The following is a 14,151-nucleotide window of genomic DNA, read 5'->3' on the forward strand; positions in this document are numbered from 1 at the left end:
TCTTTTTTACACTCCTCGTATGAAGGCGCGATACCCAGAATGGAAGGACGCATGGTATCGTTTGCCGATAGCAATTTTCGTACCTGATTGCAGCTGTACCTGCCAACTCTCCAATAATGCAACCTGCTCCAGATTGACCACAAAAGAATTATGTGCTCGAGCAAAAGGAATCCCTTCCACCTTGCTCATAGTCTCCTTCAGCGAGCCATTATATTCCATTTTTTCCCCATTTGACATATGGATTACTATTTTCCTGCCAAGGCTTTCAAAATATTCGATCTGGGCAAGCGGGACTGAATAAATTCGTTTCCGTAGGGAATACGTATATATCGCTTTTCTTTGCCTTAATAGACGAATGGCAGAATGAAGTGTAGCAATAACAGATTCATCATTTAACGGCTTTACCAAGTAACCAAATGCAAGTACATGAAATGCTTGAGACATCCGTTCCACATGACTAGTGATGAAAATGATCACTGCATCTTTATCCTTCTTACGAATCTGTTCGGCAGTTTTCATACCATCAATCCCCTCCATTTCAATATCTAGCAAATACACCTGAAAAGCATGATTACCACTGTTCAGATGAGCTAAGAGGTGTTCTCCTGAAAGAAATGAATGATAGGAATATTCATAATCTGTGCCTAAAAAAGCAATATCCACCAGATGGGCTAATGCTTCACAAATAATGTGTTGATCATCACAAATTGCAATATGTAATGAAGAATTTTTCTGTTCCATCCTCTATCTCTCCTTCATAGTATTAGTTTCTGTTCTCGTCAATCAAATAACTTCAATAGAAAATAGATAGAATGTTCTCTTAAGTATCAAGAAATCTGTACATAACTAACCGCTTCTGGAAAGCTTGTGAAAACACTTGAATCTCTGTACTCTTTTGGTATTTTTCTACTATGTAAGTATAACATTAACCATATTTACTATCATTCTATTTCTTATTCAAACATTCCTTTCTCGTTGCATATCTTCATTTTTAGAATCGATATTTTGTACTTAAAAATTACACTAAAAAACTTCAACATAAACAGCTTATATCCCATCACTATAACTAAAATGAACCTAAATTATTAACGAGTAAACGATACTTATATTTCCACAGTGTGTGTGACAAATTTTCGTTAACCTTTTTCATAAAGATTTCTCCTAAACTTTTTGATGCGGCGGCTGAGAAAACAACTTCAGCTAAACAGTTTAAGCGGCTTTTTTTACTATCACGCTGGAAGCTCTTTAGAGGGGTGTTTGTCACAATCTTGCATCACATACTAAAAAACCGACTATTCTTCCAATGTTCTCAGAAATAGCCGGTCTCTCCTATGCTTATTTTCTATTCATTTGCCTTCAAGGAGTCAATCATATCAATATGCTTCAGCTTGAAATGCGTGACAAGCATCACGATAATTGTAAAAGAAATGGTTAATACAGCAGAAATCACATAGGCTGGCCAATGAATAACCAGTGGAAAAATCAAATTTTCCATGGATGCCTGACGAATAATAAAGCCGGTCAGTACATACCCAATCCCATATCCAACGACGATTCCCAACAATGTAAAAATAATATTTTCTCTAATAATATACATCGTTACTTCCTTATCAAAGAATCCCAGAACCTTGATTGTGGAGAGTTCTCTAACTCGTTCTGAAATATTTATATTCGTTAAATTATAAAGAACGACAAACGCCAAGGAGCCTGAAAGTACTACAAAAATCAGAACCACCGGATCCAAATTATCAATCATGCCCTTTTGCGTCTCAATTTGACTGGACAGGAAGCTGGTATTCTGTACCTCTTTGGTTTCCAATAGCTTGCCTGCTAAGGTATTTTCTTCTTTTACTGTCATTTTTTTAGTCTTTAAAAGAAAAGCATTTTTTTCAAAGCTCTGACCGACAGCTGTTTCATAGTAGTCTTGAGAAACATAGAGGAAATGGCCCAAATAATTCTGTGTGATTCCAGCAACCTTGATTTTAACAGGTTCCTGATTCTCATCAAAGAAAGTCAGTTCATCGCCTACCTCTACATTAAACAGCTCCGCCAATTTTTCGGAAATGATTCCGCCGCTTTTCGGCAGAGAAAGCTTTTCTCCGGATAAGCTGCTTAAGTGGATATATTTTGAAAAATCAGCTTGATCTCCCGGCACCATCATCGTTACACTTTGTGTCGCTTGTCCTGCTTTTTTTAATTCCAGCAGCTGATTAACAGCCGGCATAAAAGAAGTAATTTTGGCTTCCTTATCAAGCACTGCTTCTACCTCGTCTGTGTTTCCATCGTCTAAGGTGACTACTGCCTGATAATCAATGATTGGACCAAACTGTTTATCAGTTACTGCCTCCAATGAATTCTTAATCCCAAAACCAGCTACCATAAGACCTGTACAACCAGCAATCCCAATAATTGCCATGACCATTCGGGACTTATAGCGGAATAAATTCCGATAGCTTACCTTTTGATTGAAGCTCAGTCTAGACCAGAGAGGAGTGATGTATTCTAGAAAAATTCGTTTACCAGGCTTCGGTGCCTTAGGCTGCAGCAACGCCGATGGACGTTCAGTTAATTCCTTCAGCAGAACGAGCAAAGCAGAGCCTAAAGTTGCAAACAGAAACGCAATACTAGCCTGAATAACAGGCACAGCTTCATAAAAGATATGAACATCTTTAAAATTATACTGATCGCTGGAAAGCTCAAACACGATTCGCGGTAAGGTGTTGGTTCCAACAACAACGCCTAATAGTACACCAATAATCGAGGCTGAAAGTGCATATAAGACATATTTTTTAGAAATCTCAAACTTGCTGTAGCCTAAAGCCTTTAAAGTCCCAATCTCTTTTCGATTTTCCTCTACCATTCGAGTCATCGTGGTGAAGGTAATCAGCGCAGCAATAAAGAAAAAGAAGACGGGAAAGACATCGGCAATAGCTGCGATACGGTCAGAAAGATCGCCGTATCCTTGAAAACCGATATTTTCTGTACGTTGATTATAGAAATAGGTAGGCGTTTTTAATGTCCGAAGTTCCTGCTCACCTTCCGCAACCTTTGCTTCTGCCTGAGTTAGCTCTTCCTGTTGTTCTTCTAAGAGCTTTTTGTTTTCATCCAGCTCATTTTGTCCAGTGATAATTTGCTGTAACGCAGCGGTCTTTTGTTCTTCAGGAAGAGGCAGCTGCTCCAGCTGTTGTTTCTGTTGATCCAGCTCATCTTGTCCAGCTTGAAGCTGAGTTTGCGCATCTGTCAGAGCTGTTCTTCCTTCTGAAATTTTTTCTTTGGCAGGTGTCAGCTCATCTTCAATTAAATTCTGCAGCTCCTTTAGACGGGCTTCAGGTCGACCGGAAAATTTTTTCTCAATCAGCTCCTGATTTTTCTGCATTTGCTCTTTATATTCTTTTTCATAAGTGTTTAACCCTTTAACATTATCAAAGGACAGATATAAAACAGCTTGTATATCCGCTGCAAAATTGGCTTTTGGCACATAGACAAAAAAATCTACATTTCCATCACCAATCGTGGTCATGCCCCGATCAGTCGTGTTGATGAACAATGGGGAATTTACAAAACCAACAATTGTATACTCCTTATTAGTTAGCTGTTCAGAATCATCAATTAAATAATTATCGCCAATTTTATAACCTGATTTTTCAGCCGCACTGTCCAGCACAACTTCTTTATCCACTTGAGGCAGCCGTCCTTTTACGACAACCAGCTGATTTTGTTTTTGCTCTTTATCATAGGAAAAAATCTGCACAACCTCATTTTTTTCGGGTTCTGCGTAGTAAAACTGCTTTCCTGCTTCTACTTCAATTCCAGAAATTCCTTTTAGTCGTTCTTCATCGGCTGCAGTCAATCCGCCAGTGGATAGGATCTGTAAGTCAGATAAGTGCTGCTTTTCGAAATATTGGCTTCCAGAAGTATTCAATACCGGTCCAGTCGTCTTCACTCCCACAAATAGAAGTGTTCCTAGAAAAATAATCAGAATAATCGCAATGAAGCGCCCTCTGGATTTTATTATTTCACGAAAAGCAGCTTTTAGATATGTTTTGTTTTTCATTCCTATTCAGCCCCTTACCAGATAATTTCATCAATCGACATCGGCGAATCATTGGTTTCGATTGAGCGGACTTTCGCATCATTGATGCGAATCACACGATCTGCGATTGGCGCTAATGCGGAATTATGAGTGATGATAAGTACTGTATTTCCTTGTTCTCTACTGGCATTCTGCAACAGCTTCAGGACTTGCTTCCCTGTCTCGAAATCCAGTGCCCCAGTAGGTTCATCGCATAAAAGCAGCTTAGGATTTTTTGCTAAAGCCCGGGCAATAGAAACCCGCTGCTGCTCTCCGCCAGAGAGCTGTGAAGGAAAATTGTTTAGTCGATGAGATAAGCCAACCTGGGCCAGCACCTCTTCCGGGTTTAATGCTGCTGGAGACACCTCTGTGGCCAGCTCCACATTTTCTTTGGCTGTCAGATTAGGCACTAAATTATAAAATTGAAAGACAAAACCGACATCTGTTCTTCGATAAGCTGTCAGCTGCTTATCAGAAAATTGAGCAATATCTGTTCCATCAACGATTACTTGACCTTCATCCGGCGAATCCATCCCGCCTAAAATATTTAAAACTGTTGATTTGCCAGCACCGCTAGGTCCTAAAATAATGGCTAACTCACCTTTTTCAATAGAAAAAGAAAGGTCTTCGTTGGCTACGATTTCCGTTTCCCCCATTTTGTATCGTCGATATTCATTCTTTATTTCAACATAACTCATTTAGGTATCCCTCTTTTAACACATCATGAAATAGACATGATGTTGATTTTTTAACATGATGTTAGTATACTCATTGTGTACTTTTGGAGCAAGCCTCAAATTTTAAAATTTTGTCATTAAATAGACAGATTCGAAAAATATGTTCATATAATTAAGAAGAGAGAGAAGGGATTGACATGGCTGGTACCCCTAATAACCGCCGGACACTATACACAAAAAAAGTCATCCGCAAAGAGTTTCTAGCTTTATTGCAAACCAAAGATTTATCAAGGATTACGGTTAAAGAAATCTGTGAACAAGCAGATGTCAATCGCGGCACCTTCTATAAATATTATTCTGATCCTTATGATTTGTTTCAGCAAATTGAGAACAATTTGATTGAAGAAATTATGAGCAGCATCCAAATCAATGAAAAGGCTCTGGATAGCTGGCTCGTCACTATTTTAACTATTTTAAGTGAAAACAAGGATGCCGTTCGTATTATTCTCAGCGGTAAAAATGAAAGCCGGCTGCTCAGTTCCATACTTGAACGGGTGCGTCCCCAAGCCTTTGAGCAATTTCGGCATATCTTTGCTGACTCCTCTCCTGACAGGCTGGATTTGTACTTCACTTATTTCGTTGACGGAACAATTGGGCTTATCGAAAATTGGCTAAAACGCTATTCTTACCTAACACCTGAGGAAACCTGCACAATGATTCTGACTCTTTTCTCCACAAAGATTCAATAGCATGCGGGGAAGGACTGGCAAACTTTGGTTGTTGATCTTCCCTTTTGACAACATAAAACAGAGAAAAGGATTTTATTAATATCCTTCTCTCTGTTTTCATTAACCTTCAAATAAATGGCGAACTTACCTATACTTCCGCCAATAAGCTTTTATTCTATCAGCAGAAAGCATTATTCCTCAAAAGCTGGTTCCACATATTTTTGGATAAAATCAATGCGGTCCTTGGCTTCCGGCATAAAGAGCGCCGTCATCGCAATCACCAAGTTTTTGCGGGAATTAACATAGATGATATTGCCGCCATCGCCCATTGCTGCGTAGCTATGAGTTGCTTCATCTATTACCCACCACAGGTAGCCGTAAGCCAGATTCGGCTCCAGCCAGCGGCTATGCTCTCTCGTGCTTTCCCCTATCCAGCTGGCTGGTATAATCTGTTGCCCTTCCCAGACACCATCATTTAAATAAAGCTGACCGATTTTTGCCATATCTGTAGTGGTTAACGTCAACCCCCAGCCGGCAGCATTCACTCCAGAAGCATCTGCCACCCAGCCACTGATATTCCGTGCTTCATAAAATGCAAGCTGTTCTTCCTGACTATGAAAAACCACGTCACTTTTTACTGAGATTCCCAAAGGTGCAAACAAAGCTTCCGCTGCAAAACTTCGTACAGATTTTCCAGTTGCTTTTATTAAAATTCCAGTTAAAATATCCGGTCCCACAAGAGGTGTATAGCGAAACGTCCCTTGTGAATCTTGACCGCCTAACAAATCTAAAGAAAATTTCACCCAGCTAGAGCTAGTAAAATACTCTGTATAAGGTTCAGTCTGATGCTTATAAGGTGCAGTCATCGTCATCAACTGCTTCACTGTTATCTGTTGTATTCCTTTTTCCCCGTCCTTAACTACATATTCCGGGAAAAAGTCCAGTACTTTCTGATCGATACTTTTAATGTAACCTCTTTCTACAGCAATGCCAATTAATGCGGAAATAATACTTTTAGTTACAGAAAAAACATGAAGAGAGCTCTCAGCTGTACACTCATTGAAATACTCTTCGTATACATTTTCGTCATTTTTCTGCACAATAATACCTGCTGTATTTCCGTATTCCTGATTGATTAATTCTCTTAAATTTGTTATTTTTTCATGCTTCATCCGAATTCCTCCTTTGATTGAAGGCGCCTTCTCATAAAGCATAACTTCATTAAAAATCCTTTTCAAGAGCTATTTTAAAATAAACTAAAAATATTTTTAGTTTGCTTAACCACGCAGAAAATTACCAAAAAAAACATTTTACAATGTTATAAATCAATTGTTTCCCTTTGACCTACCTCCAATAACTTTTTTATCTCTATCAATTTCTTTATTATTTTCGTTTTCCCAATTGCCCATCAATTAGAGTACCTGCACCAACACCTAGCGTATACGCCAGCATATCCGACCAAAGGAAGCCGTGACCTAAAACCAAACTCCCCAAAGTAGTCGTTCGAATTGTATTGATCCAATCAGCCTGATATAGCTGACTGATTTCAATCAACCAGCAAAAAAGTAGCGCTCCTATAAATAACACGAACCTTCTTTGTTTAGGAAAAAAGACACATCCTATTAAAAAAATCATTAGTGCCCACAGGCTGTCGCCTAAATACTGATTGACAAATGCTGGAAACAGCTGGGAAAAACGCCGTGAAAATAATCCCGCTCCCATCACAAGGAGTACGCCTATGCCGTAATAAATTCTATTTCTTTTAATCATTTATGCAACCTGCCTTTTTTCTTTCTACTCTTAAACTTTACCTTAGATTTAAGCCTTCAACAATCATCTCAATAAATGAGTATTGAATAAAATACAACTAAAAAAGAGCAACAGTCAAAAGCTTACGAAGTGCGTCCCCAGCCAGATTTAAAAATCTAACAATTAGTCCTCACTTCATTTTTCTTTTTGACTATCACTCTCTTAATTACCTTACTTTATTTTTCTTCGTCATCTAAAACTAGACTCTTAGCAATCTAGTTACTGCTCCATTTGCTTTTTCAGCTCATTCCGAACCCGTGTCAATTCTTCTTCTGTAATACGCTGGTAGGAAATTTCGTTCTGCATGAACCCTTCTCCTTTTAACTGATCCTGCTTTACAGCACTAAGAATCGAACGATAATCAAATGCGATGGTTTTCATCTCATCAAAGGTCAAGTCTGTTCTCATATGCTCGCCTAAAGCATCTAGTACATTCCCATATTTGGTAACTCCGGAAATAGTAAGAATCTTCCTCACCAGACCATCAAGCACTTTTCTTTGACGTTCCTGTCTGCCATAATCCCCGTTAGGATCATCATAGCGCATCCTGGAATAGGCCAGCGCCTTATCGCCATTTAAATAGACTTCACCGATATTGAAGCCATAGCCATCTTGAGTAAAGTTTATTGTATTACTGATATGAATGCCGCCTACAGCGTCAACTAAGTCCTTCAGCCCTGCCATATCAATCGAGACATAATGGTCTACTGGAATATCCAGCAGTTTTTCCACCGTAGCCATAGACATGGCTGCTCCGCCAAAAGCATACGCATGATTAATCTTATCTTCCATATCCTTACCGACGATTTCTGTATACGTATCCCTCGGAATGCTGACGATTGTCGTCTGTTTCTGTTTAGGACTGACCGTTACAAGCATCATCGTATCAGACCGCCCCTGATCTACACGATCCTCAGTCCCATTATCAATACCTAGCAGCAGCACCGAAAATGGCTCCTGCTGTTTTAAATCAACTGGTTCTTCACGCTTTGAGCTATCATGCCGTTTCACTTCTTCATAGCTCTTACCTGCGGCCTTTGAAATATCTGAATAAAACTTAGCAGCCAATCCGGCAGTCGAAATAATCAACAGCACAAAAAAGCCAATTAAAATAACAACAATTTTCCCCTTCCTTGTCACTCCATATCCCCCTTAGTTCAATCAAAATTAATAAAAAAACGAGCGTTCTCTCTTATAATTCTACTTTTACCGCCGAAGGAAAGCAATAGCTTCTTAATTAGATATCTCACTAGCCAGATATAAGACTAAAAAATAAATAACATAAAGAAAACAAAATAATCCTCTTGGAAACCTAAGAGGATTATTTTATCTATCTAAAAACTATTTATTTTCGTTTTCAAGAATAATAAAATACTCATATTTTATTTATGCATATTTTTGGAAAAATGCTTTCTTTTTTCTATTACCCACTCAGGATTTATTGATCATTGCAGGCATGACAGCCATAAATACTCAATAATAATCCGTGGTAGGGACATGTAGGATACGCAGCTGCTGACAGAGCACTCTCCTCCTCAAAAGATAACCAAGTAATCTGTTCTATTGTCAGTTCTTCAAGCAAAGCAATTAGCTGATTGACTACAGGAAACAGCAGTTCCTCTGATGGACAATAATCTAAGCTTTTCCAGCCGATTCTTTTTTTTATGCTAGTTACTGCCTGCAGTAAAAAACGTTTATCCTCTTCGAAGGACTGCTCAATCCACGATAGTCCAGAAAGCTTCAACAGAATTGTTCCTAATCCGATGCAGCTTTGATCATTCTCTAAAATGGAAATCGTTAAGCCCTTTTTGGCGGCTGTTTCAGCTAGTGAAAATGCACTTAACCCGAAGGTCGTTAATAAAACAGCTGTGAGGCCATTTGACAGTTGTATGCTTTCTGCTTGATTTTCCGATAAAATGATTAAATTACTCATTCACTAATTCCTCCGGTAATTTCCATACAGACTGGGATCATTTATACGTACACATTTTTCTTTCCAAGCTATCAAAAAGACTAAAAAGAGCAAAGCCCAGCAGTCCTATCATTACAATTCCCGCAAACATTTCTTCGTAATTCATTTTTGTCCATGCACTCAAGATAAGATAGCCTAAGCCAAACGTAGTATTATAATTCTCTGCAAAAAATAAAGCAGCTAAAGAAATACCCGTACTTACTCTAAGACTCGAAATTAAAGCTGGAATCAGCGCTGGAAAAAGCAGCTGCTGAAAAACTTGAAGCTTCGTACTATGGTAGTTTTCCATTACCTGATAATAGCCTGCAGGAATTTGATTCACACTATCTCGGATTGAAACAATCACTTGAATCGATATGATTGAAAAAATCAATAGAACTTTAGACAGATTCCCTAGACCAAAAAAAATCATAAATACAGGTAAAAAAGCGACTTTGGGTAAGGGATATAAAAAATACAGGATGGGGCCGAACAAACGACCGAACCAGCGGCTGCGGCTAAGTAAAATACCTAGAGGAAGACCGACTATCAAAGCAAATAGCAGCGCCACAGAAATTCTAGCTGCACTAGCTCCTGCATGAAGCAGCAACGGCTGTTTTATTTCCCATATTTCTTTCATCACCTGTATAGGTGTTGGTACAGCTCGATTACCTGTTATGACTGCCAGCAGCTGCCACAGCAGACCGATAGAGACAATACCAAATATACTAGTGCCTACTCTTTGCTTGATCATTTTGATCTCCTTATAACTTTTATTTAAGCTTCTATTTTTACTCCTAGCGGCTTTTTTACGAGCTTTAACAACATCCACTCAATCGATTTTAATCAGCACACTTACTATGCGAAACGATAAGAAAGTACCGTAAAAAATCTACATTAGCTATTTACTCTCGATACTTTTGTCATTTGCTATCAGCATTTTTCAAATAAAAAACGATTGCCACATAAAGTGTAATACAGTTTGTTTTAAATCACCAGAATGTTTTAGCAAAAAAGTGTTGAACAGATGCTTACCTAGTTAGTAATTAAATATGTGTGCGTGACCTTCTCAATTTTCATTCTATAATCTAAATACAAATAAATAGTGTTCCAAATCCCCACCCATGCGTTGATAATTAGTGCAGAGCGGGAGTCGTAAACTTCATAACAACTCTTCTGGAAATCGTCGACCTTTTCTCGAACTCCACGGATGAAAAATTTCAAATTGCAGCTGTCAAATCCTTATTTTTATATAAAAAAACTTCCTGAAATGTGACAATCATTTATCGTCTCTTTCAGGAAGCTGTTTACTAAATTAAACAGTATTGAAGGTGTAGCCAAACGTAGTAACCTGTTATAAGGATAGTTTATTTAAAGAAACTATCTATAATCTCCTTAATTTTATCCCCTTGCTTATCTAATAGCAGATGTGCAGGTACTTTTATCTCCGGGATATTTTCATTATTTTCAATCGGCGGAAAAGGCTCTGGAACAACTAATGCATCAACATTTCCAGAGTTTTGAGCTTCTTCCCATTTAAAGGTGATTTCATAGGTATCATCTAAGGCTTCATGAAGCTTTTTTTCTAATTTTGAGGTGTTGGGAATCCCCCCTAAATAATTGACGCTCAACAGCTGCTTAGCATATAAAACAAATGCGATTTTTTTCATTAATAATCCCTCCTAATAATTTTTTACTATTGCAACACTTAGACTTTCTACAAAATCATTTTATTTCATCAAGGATTTCTTGGTTGTCAATCAGCCAACTCTCAAAGCTTTCTTCTGAAAGCCCCTCTGAAGCATCCCATTCAATCTTACTAACGACTTTTTGTTCTTTGTAGATAATAAATGCAGGTGTTTGCATAAACTCGTATTTTTCTTTAAAAGCCAGCCATTTTTCTTTATCCTCTCGCAGATAGGAGCCTTCAACATAGAATAATTTATTTGCCAGCTGATACTCTCTCATTTTCTGCTCCAGAACTGGATAAAAAATCGAGCAATCCGGGCACTCTGCATTACCAATGTAAGCAAATACCAAATCTTCGGAATCAACTTTTTTCTCAAAGGATTGAACAGGGTAAGAAATTAAGTCTTTAAAAATCAAACGATTACTTTGTTCGACTGCCAACTGATCGCTCAGATAATCTGCTTCTGCTCTTTTTTGGCTAAACAAAATACCAAAGGTAATGCCGATTACTGTGAGAATTGTACCGATAAAATACATACTTTTCTTAACTTTATACTCTTCCTTAGTTTTCATTATATAATTCTCTAGGTGCTGCTTTTGGGCCTCCGTTTATTCGAGTTTTAGGAGTAGAAAGAGGTGAAGATTTATTTATACCCGCTCTCATTTTACACAGTAAATTCAACTTTTCAAGAATTTTCTGAGTGTAATACAATAGTTATAGAAATCAACAGAATCTCGCCGGTTGACTAAGTGAAAAACCGGATTTTTATGAACAGATATCCCGTCTCTATCCATAATCAGAATGGTCTCACCTAAAAATGCCGCTTCTTCTATATCATGGGTGACAGTAATCAATGTATTGCCTCTTTTCTTTTGCTCAGACAAAATGAAGCCCTGTGCTCTTTCTTTTGTTTCCTGATCAAGAGAAGAGGTCGGCTCATCCAATAGTAGAAAAGCCGGTTCCGTAATCAATCCTCTAGCCATTGCCGTTCGCTGCTGCTGTCCGCCACTCAACTGTCCGGGAAAGGAGTTAGCAAGGTCCGACAGCTCCAGCTCTTCCAGCAGCTTAGTTACTCTTTTTGTTCGTTCTGCTTTTGATACTTTTTTTAATTTCAAGGGCATTTCAACTGTTTGATAGACTGTCTGCCAAGGGAACAGCTGCAGATCCTGAAAGACAATTTCAATATTGCTTTCGGTAAGTCCATCATACTGAATTGTCCCTGCTAATGGCGTTTCAAACCCTTTCAGCAAAGACAAGAGTGTACTTTTTCCAATACCTGATTTTCCCAGTAAGGCATAGGTCCGACCTTTTTCAAAAGTAAAGGTTAGCTTATCAATCACACGTTTGTCTTTATAATCAAAAACAATTTCTTTTAATTTGATTTCCACGTTCATTCTCCTTTTGTGACTATTCTCACAACAGCTTCTATCTCTTTCTGTGGTATACTATATCCGGTATTATTTTGAAGAAAGTTAGGTGAAGCTAGTGTTTAGAACACTTGTATTCCATGAAGTCCGGCCTGCTGAAGAACTGACAGACAGTCCCCGTCCTATTTTAGTTAGCGATGGCTATCAAGACGCTCTGCCGCTGCCGCTTTTTGATAGTTTACCTCTATTTGAGGAAAAAATGAACTATCTGAAGGAACAAGGCTATCATACCTTAAGTATCGAAGAGGTGAAAGCCTTTTATGAAAAGCAGCAGCCCTTACCGGAAAAATCAGTTTTACTTACATTTGACGATTGCTTCCAATCTCTGAAAGAGCATGCTTATCCTGTACTAAAAAAAGCAGGCTTCAATGCGGTTGTCTTCGCCCCAACCGGCTGGTTATTTGATGAGCCTGCTCCTTATCAGGCAGAAGTCTCGCGGGCATTAAGCAAGCCAGAGCTGGAAGAAATGAAGGATGTGTTCGTTTATGCAAATCATACGAATCATTTTCATCAGCGCAGAGGTCGAGAGCTTTCTAGGCCCATGTGGGAGACACCGGCAGCCTTTGCTGAAGATTTGGCTGAGTGTAATACCTGGGTTGATCTAAAAGATGTCTTTGCTTACCCTTTTGGTTTATATGACCAGACGACTGTTGATTCCTTAAAAAAACTGAATTACACATTAGCATTTACAACAATTCCCGGCATTAATACGGAAGCAACGTCACCATTAGAGCTGCGGCGCGATGTGATTCCGTATACGCTGTCGCTAAATGATTTTAAAAAAATGATGGAAACTAAAGGAGAATAAGCATGAAGAAAATTTTGAGCAGTGCACTCATTCTGCTGAGCTTGGCAGGATTGGCGGCTTGCGGTAATAATGACAAAGACACAGAAGCAAGTACCTCCTCCAGTGCCGCAGAAGCAAAAGTTACCGACCAGACACTGACGATTGGTGTTTTGCCTGCTGAGTCGGCCATTCCGATTATCTTAGCAAAGGAAGAGGGCTTCTTTGAAAAACTGGGCTTAAACGTAGAGATTAGCTCATTCGCTTCACCAAATGACCGTAATGTTGCAATTCAGGCAAAAGAACTGGATGGTACAATCAGTGATGTGATGACGGAGGCAACGTTTAAAAAGAACGGCATCGATATGACTATTACTTCTGATATCTTAGAAGATTTTAAAATCCTGGCCTCTCCCGCTTCCGGTATTACGGATATGAAAGGTCTTAGCGGTAAAAAAGTTACCTTGGTTCCGAATTTTATTTTGGAATATATCATGGATGATTTTGCTAAAATGGATGATTTCACCTATGAAATCGTGGAAATCCCTTCTTTCTCAGCACGTTCTGAAGCTCTGCTGAACAACCAAGTAGACGGCGCTGTGTATACTGAGCCGCAGGCAAGCATGCTGGCGGATCAAGGTGCTATCGTTCTCGGCAGCTCCAAGGCTCAGGGAATTAAAGGTGGAACCATTCAATTTATGGACACCGCATTAAAAGACCGTCCGCAGGATATCGCAGCCTTTTATGAAGGGTACAATCAAGCAATTGACTATATGAATGACCATCAAGCCTCTGAATATGCAGATATTCTATCTGACTATCAATTTCCGGATGCGATGAGTAAATATCTAGATACACAGTCCGAAAAATATCCGTATGCGCAAGAAGTTCCCAAAGACCAGTTTGAGGCAATCATTTCTTGGACAAAGGAAAAAGGGCAGATTGAACAAGATTATACGTATGCTGAGCTGACAGATTTCAGCTACTTAAAACAATAAAAATTTTTAATTGAA

Annotated in this window: 14 protein-coding genes; 3 read left to right on the forward strand and 11 right to left on the reverse strand. The window is 38.8% G+C overall.

What is annotated here, in order from left to right; translation table 11 throughout:
• Positions 1 to 6: 6 nt before the first annotated feature.
• The 3 genes from ACYSNQ_RS06110 to ACYSNQ_RS06120 all read right to left on the reverse strand — a co-directional run bounded on the left by ACYSNQ_RS06110 (position 7) and on the right by ACYSNQ_RS06120 (position 4,770).
• Complete coding sequence (locus ACYSNQ_RS06110; RefSeq protein WP_426081978.1) at positions 7 to 741, reverse strand: LytR/AlgR family response regulator transcription factor; 735 nt, start codon at positions 739 to 741, stop codon at positions 7 to 9.
• 601 nt (positions 742 to 1,342) lie between these two features.
• On the reverse strand, positions 1,343 to 4,054 hold the full coding sequence (locus ACYSNQ_RS06115; protein ID WP_426081979.1) for an FtsX-like permease family protein: 2,712 nt from the start codon (positions 4,052 to 4,054) through the stop codon (positions 1,343 to 1,345).
• Between the two features lie 14 nt (positions 4,055 to 4,068).
• On the reverse strand, positions 4,069 to 4,770 hold the full coding sequence (locus tag ACYSNQ_RS06120; protein WP_426081980.1) for an ABC transporter ATP-binding protein: 702 nt from the start codon (positions 4,768 to 4,770) through the stop codon (positions 4,069 to 4,071).
• A 176-nt stretch (positions 4,771 to 4,946) separates the two neighbouring features.
• On the opposite strand from ACYSNQ_RS06120, the gene ACYSNQ_RS06125 reads away from it, so the two are divergent.
• A complete protein-coding gene (locus ACYSNQ_RS06125) occupies positions 4,947 to 5,498 on the forward strand; it encodes a TetR/AcrR family transcriptional regulator (RefSeq protein ID WP_426081981.1) in 552 nt (183 codons plus the stop codon).
• A 170-nt stretch (positions 5,499 to 5,668) separates the two neighbouring features.
• Here ACYSNQ_RS06125 and ACYSNQ_RS06130 read toward each other — a convergent pair whose 3' ends face one another.
• The 8 genes from ACYSNQ_RS06130 to ACYSNQ_RS06165 all read right to left on the reverse strand — a co-directional run bounded on the left by ACYSNQ_RS06130 (position 5,669) and on the right by ACYSNQ_RS06165 (position 12,315).
• Complete coding sequence (locus ACYSNQ_RS06130) at positions 5,669 to 6,649, reverse strand: serine hydrolase domain-containing protein (RefSeq protein ID WP_426081982.1); 981 nt, start codon at positions 6,647 to 6,649, stop codon at positions 5,669 to 5,671.
• Between the two features lie 211 nt (positions 6,650 to 6,860).
• Complete coding sequence (locus ACYSNQ_RS06135) at positions 6,861 to 7,247, reverse strand: ribosomal maturation YjgA family protein (protein WP_426081983.1); 387 nt, start codon at positions 7,245 to 7,247, stop codon at positions 6,861 to 6,863.
• A gap of 258 nt (positions 7,248 to 7,505) precedes the next feature.
• Positions 7,506 to 8,426 (reverse strand): LCP family glycopolymer transferase, encoded by a 921-nt coding sequence (locus ACYSNQ_RS06140; RefSeq protein ID WP_426081984.1) that lies wholly within the window; start codon positions 8,424 to 8,426, stop codon positions 7,506 to 7,508.
• A gap of 298 nt (positions 8,427 to 8,724) precedes the next feature.
• A complete protein-coding gene (locus ACYSNQ_RS06145) occupies positions 8,725 to 9,219 on the reverse strand; it encodes a hypothetical protein (RefSeq protein WP_426081985.1) in 495 nt (164 codons plus the stop codon).
• 37 nt (positions 9,220 to 9,256) lie between these two features.
• On the reverse strand, positions 9,257 to 9,991 hold the full coding sequence (locus tag ACYSNQ_RS06150) for an ABC transporter permease (RefSeq protein ID WP_426081987.1): 735 nt from the start codon (positions 9,989 to 9,991) through the stop codon (positions 9,257 to 9,259).
• A gap of 613 nt (positions 9,992 to 10,604) precedes the next feature.
• Positions 10,605 to 10,907 (reverse strand): hypothetical protein, encoded by a 303-nt coding sequence (locus ACYSNQ_RS06155; protein WP_426081988.1) that lies wholly within the window; start codon positions 10,905 to 10,907, stop codon positions 10,605 to 10,607.
• Positions 10,908 to 10,962: 55 nt separating this feature from the next.
• Entirely contained in the window at positions 10,963 to 11,499 is a 537-nt protein-coding gene (locus ACYSNQ_RS06160; protein WP_426081989.1) for a thioredoxin family protein, read from the reverse strand.
• Positions 11,500 to 11,604: 105 nt separating this feature from the next.
• Positions 11,605 to 12,315, reverse strand: a complete 711-nt coding sequence (locus ACYSNQ_RS06165; RefSeq protein WP_426081990.1) for an ABC transporter ATP-binding protein — start codon at positions 12,313 to 12,315, stop codon at positions 11,605 to 11,607.
• A 97-nt stretch (positions 12,316 to 12,412) separates the two neighbouring features.
• Here ACYSNQ_RS06165 and ACYSNQ_RS06170 point away from each other — a divergent pair, with 97 nt between their 5' ends.
• On the forward strand, positions 12,413 to 13,162 hold the full coding sequence (locus ACYSNQ_RS06170; RefSeq protein ID WP_426082076.1) for a polysaccharide deacetylase family protein: 750 nt from the start codon (positions 12,413 to 12,415) through the stop codon (positions 13,160 to 13,162).
• 2 nt (positions 13,163 to 13,164) lie between these two features.
• Positions 13,165 to 14,136 (forward strand): ABC transporter substrate-binding protein, encoded by a 972-nt coding sequence (locus ACYSNQ_RS06175; RefSeq protein ID WP_426081991.1) that lies wholly within the window; start codon positions 13,165 to 13,167, stop codon positions 14,134 to 14,136.
• Positions 14,137 to 14,151 lie beyond the last annotated feature (15 nt).

It is taken from the genome of Enterococcus sp. LJL51, from assembly GCF_054871795.1.

Excerpts from the sequence above, each read along its gene's own strand:
- ACYSNQ_RS06110 (WP_426081978.1), bottom strand. The coding sequence starts at position 741 with ATGGAACAGAAAAATTCTTCATTACATATTGCAATTTGTGATGATCAA.
- ACYSNQ_RS06115 (WP_426081979.1), bottom strand. The coding sequence starts at position 4,054 with ATGAAAAACAAAACATATCTAAAAGCTGCTTTTCGTGAAATAATAAAA.
- ACYSNQ_RS06120 (WP_426081980.1), bottom strand. The coding sequence starts at position 4,770 with ATGAGTTATGTTGAAATAAAGAATGAATATCGACGATACAAAATGGGG.
- ACYSNQ_RS06125 (WP_426081981.1), top strand. The coding sequence starts at position 4,947 with ATGGCTGGTACCCCTAATAACCGCCGGACACTATACACAAAAAAAGTC.
- ACYSNQ_RS06130 (WP_426081982.1), bottom strand. The coding sequence starts at position 6,649 with ATGAAGCATGAAAAAATAACAAATTTAAGAGAATTAATCAATCAGGAA.
- ACYSNQ_RS06135 (WP_426081983.1), bottom strand. The coding sequence starts at position 7,247 with ATGATTAAAAGAAATAGAATTTATTACGGCATAGGCGTACTCCTTGTG.
- ACYSNQ_RS06145 (WP_426081985.1), bottom strand. The coding sequence starts at position 9,219 with ATGAGTAATTTAATCATTTTATCGGAAAATCAAGCAGAAAGCATACAA.
- ACYSNQ_RS06150 (WP_426081987.1), bottom strand. The coding sequence starts at position 9,991 with ATGATCAAGCAAAGAGTAGGCACTAGTATATTTGGTATTGTCTCTATC.
- ACYSNQ_RS06155 (WP_426081988.1), bottom strand. The coding sequence starts at position 10,907 with ATGAAAAAAATCGCATTTGTTTTATATGCTAAGCAGCTGTTGAGCGTC.
- ACYSNQ_RS06160 (WP_426081989.1), bottom strand. The coding sequence starts at position 11,499 with ATGAAAACTAAGGAAGAGTATAAAGTTAAGAAAAGTATGTATTTTATC.
- ACYSNQ_RS06175 (WP_426081991.1), top strand. The coding sequence starts at position 13,165 with ATGAAGAAAATTTTGAGCAGTGCACTCATTCTGCTGAGCTTGGCAGGA.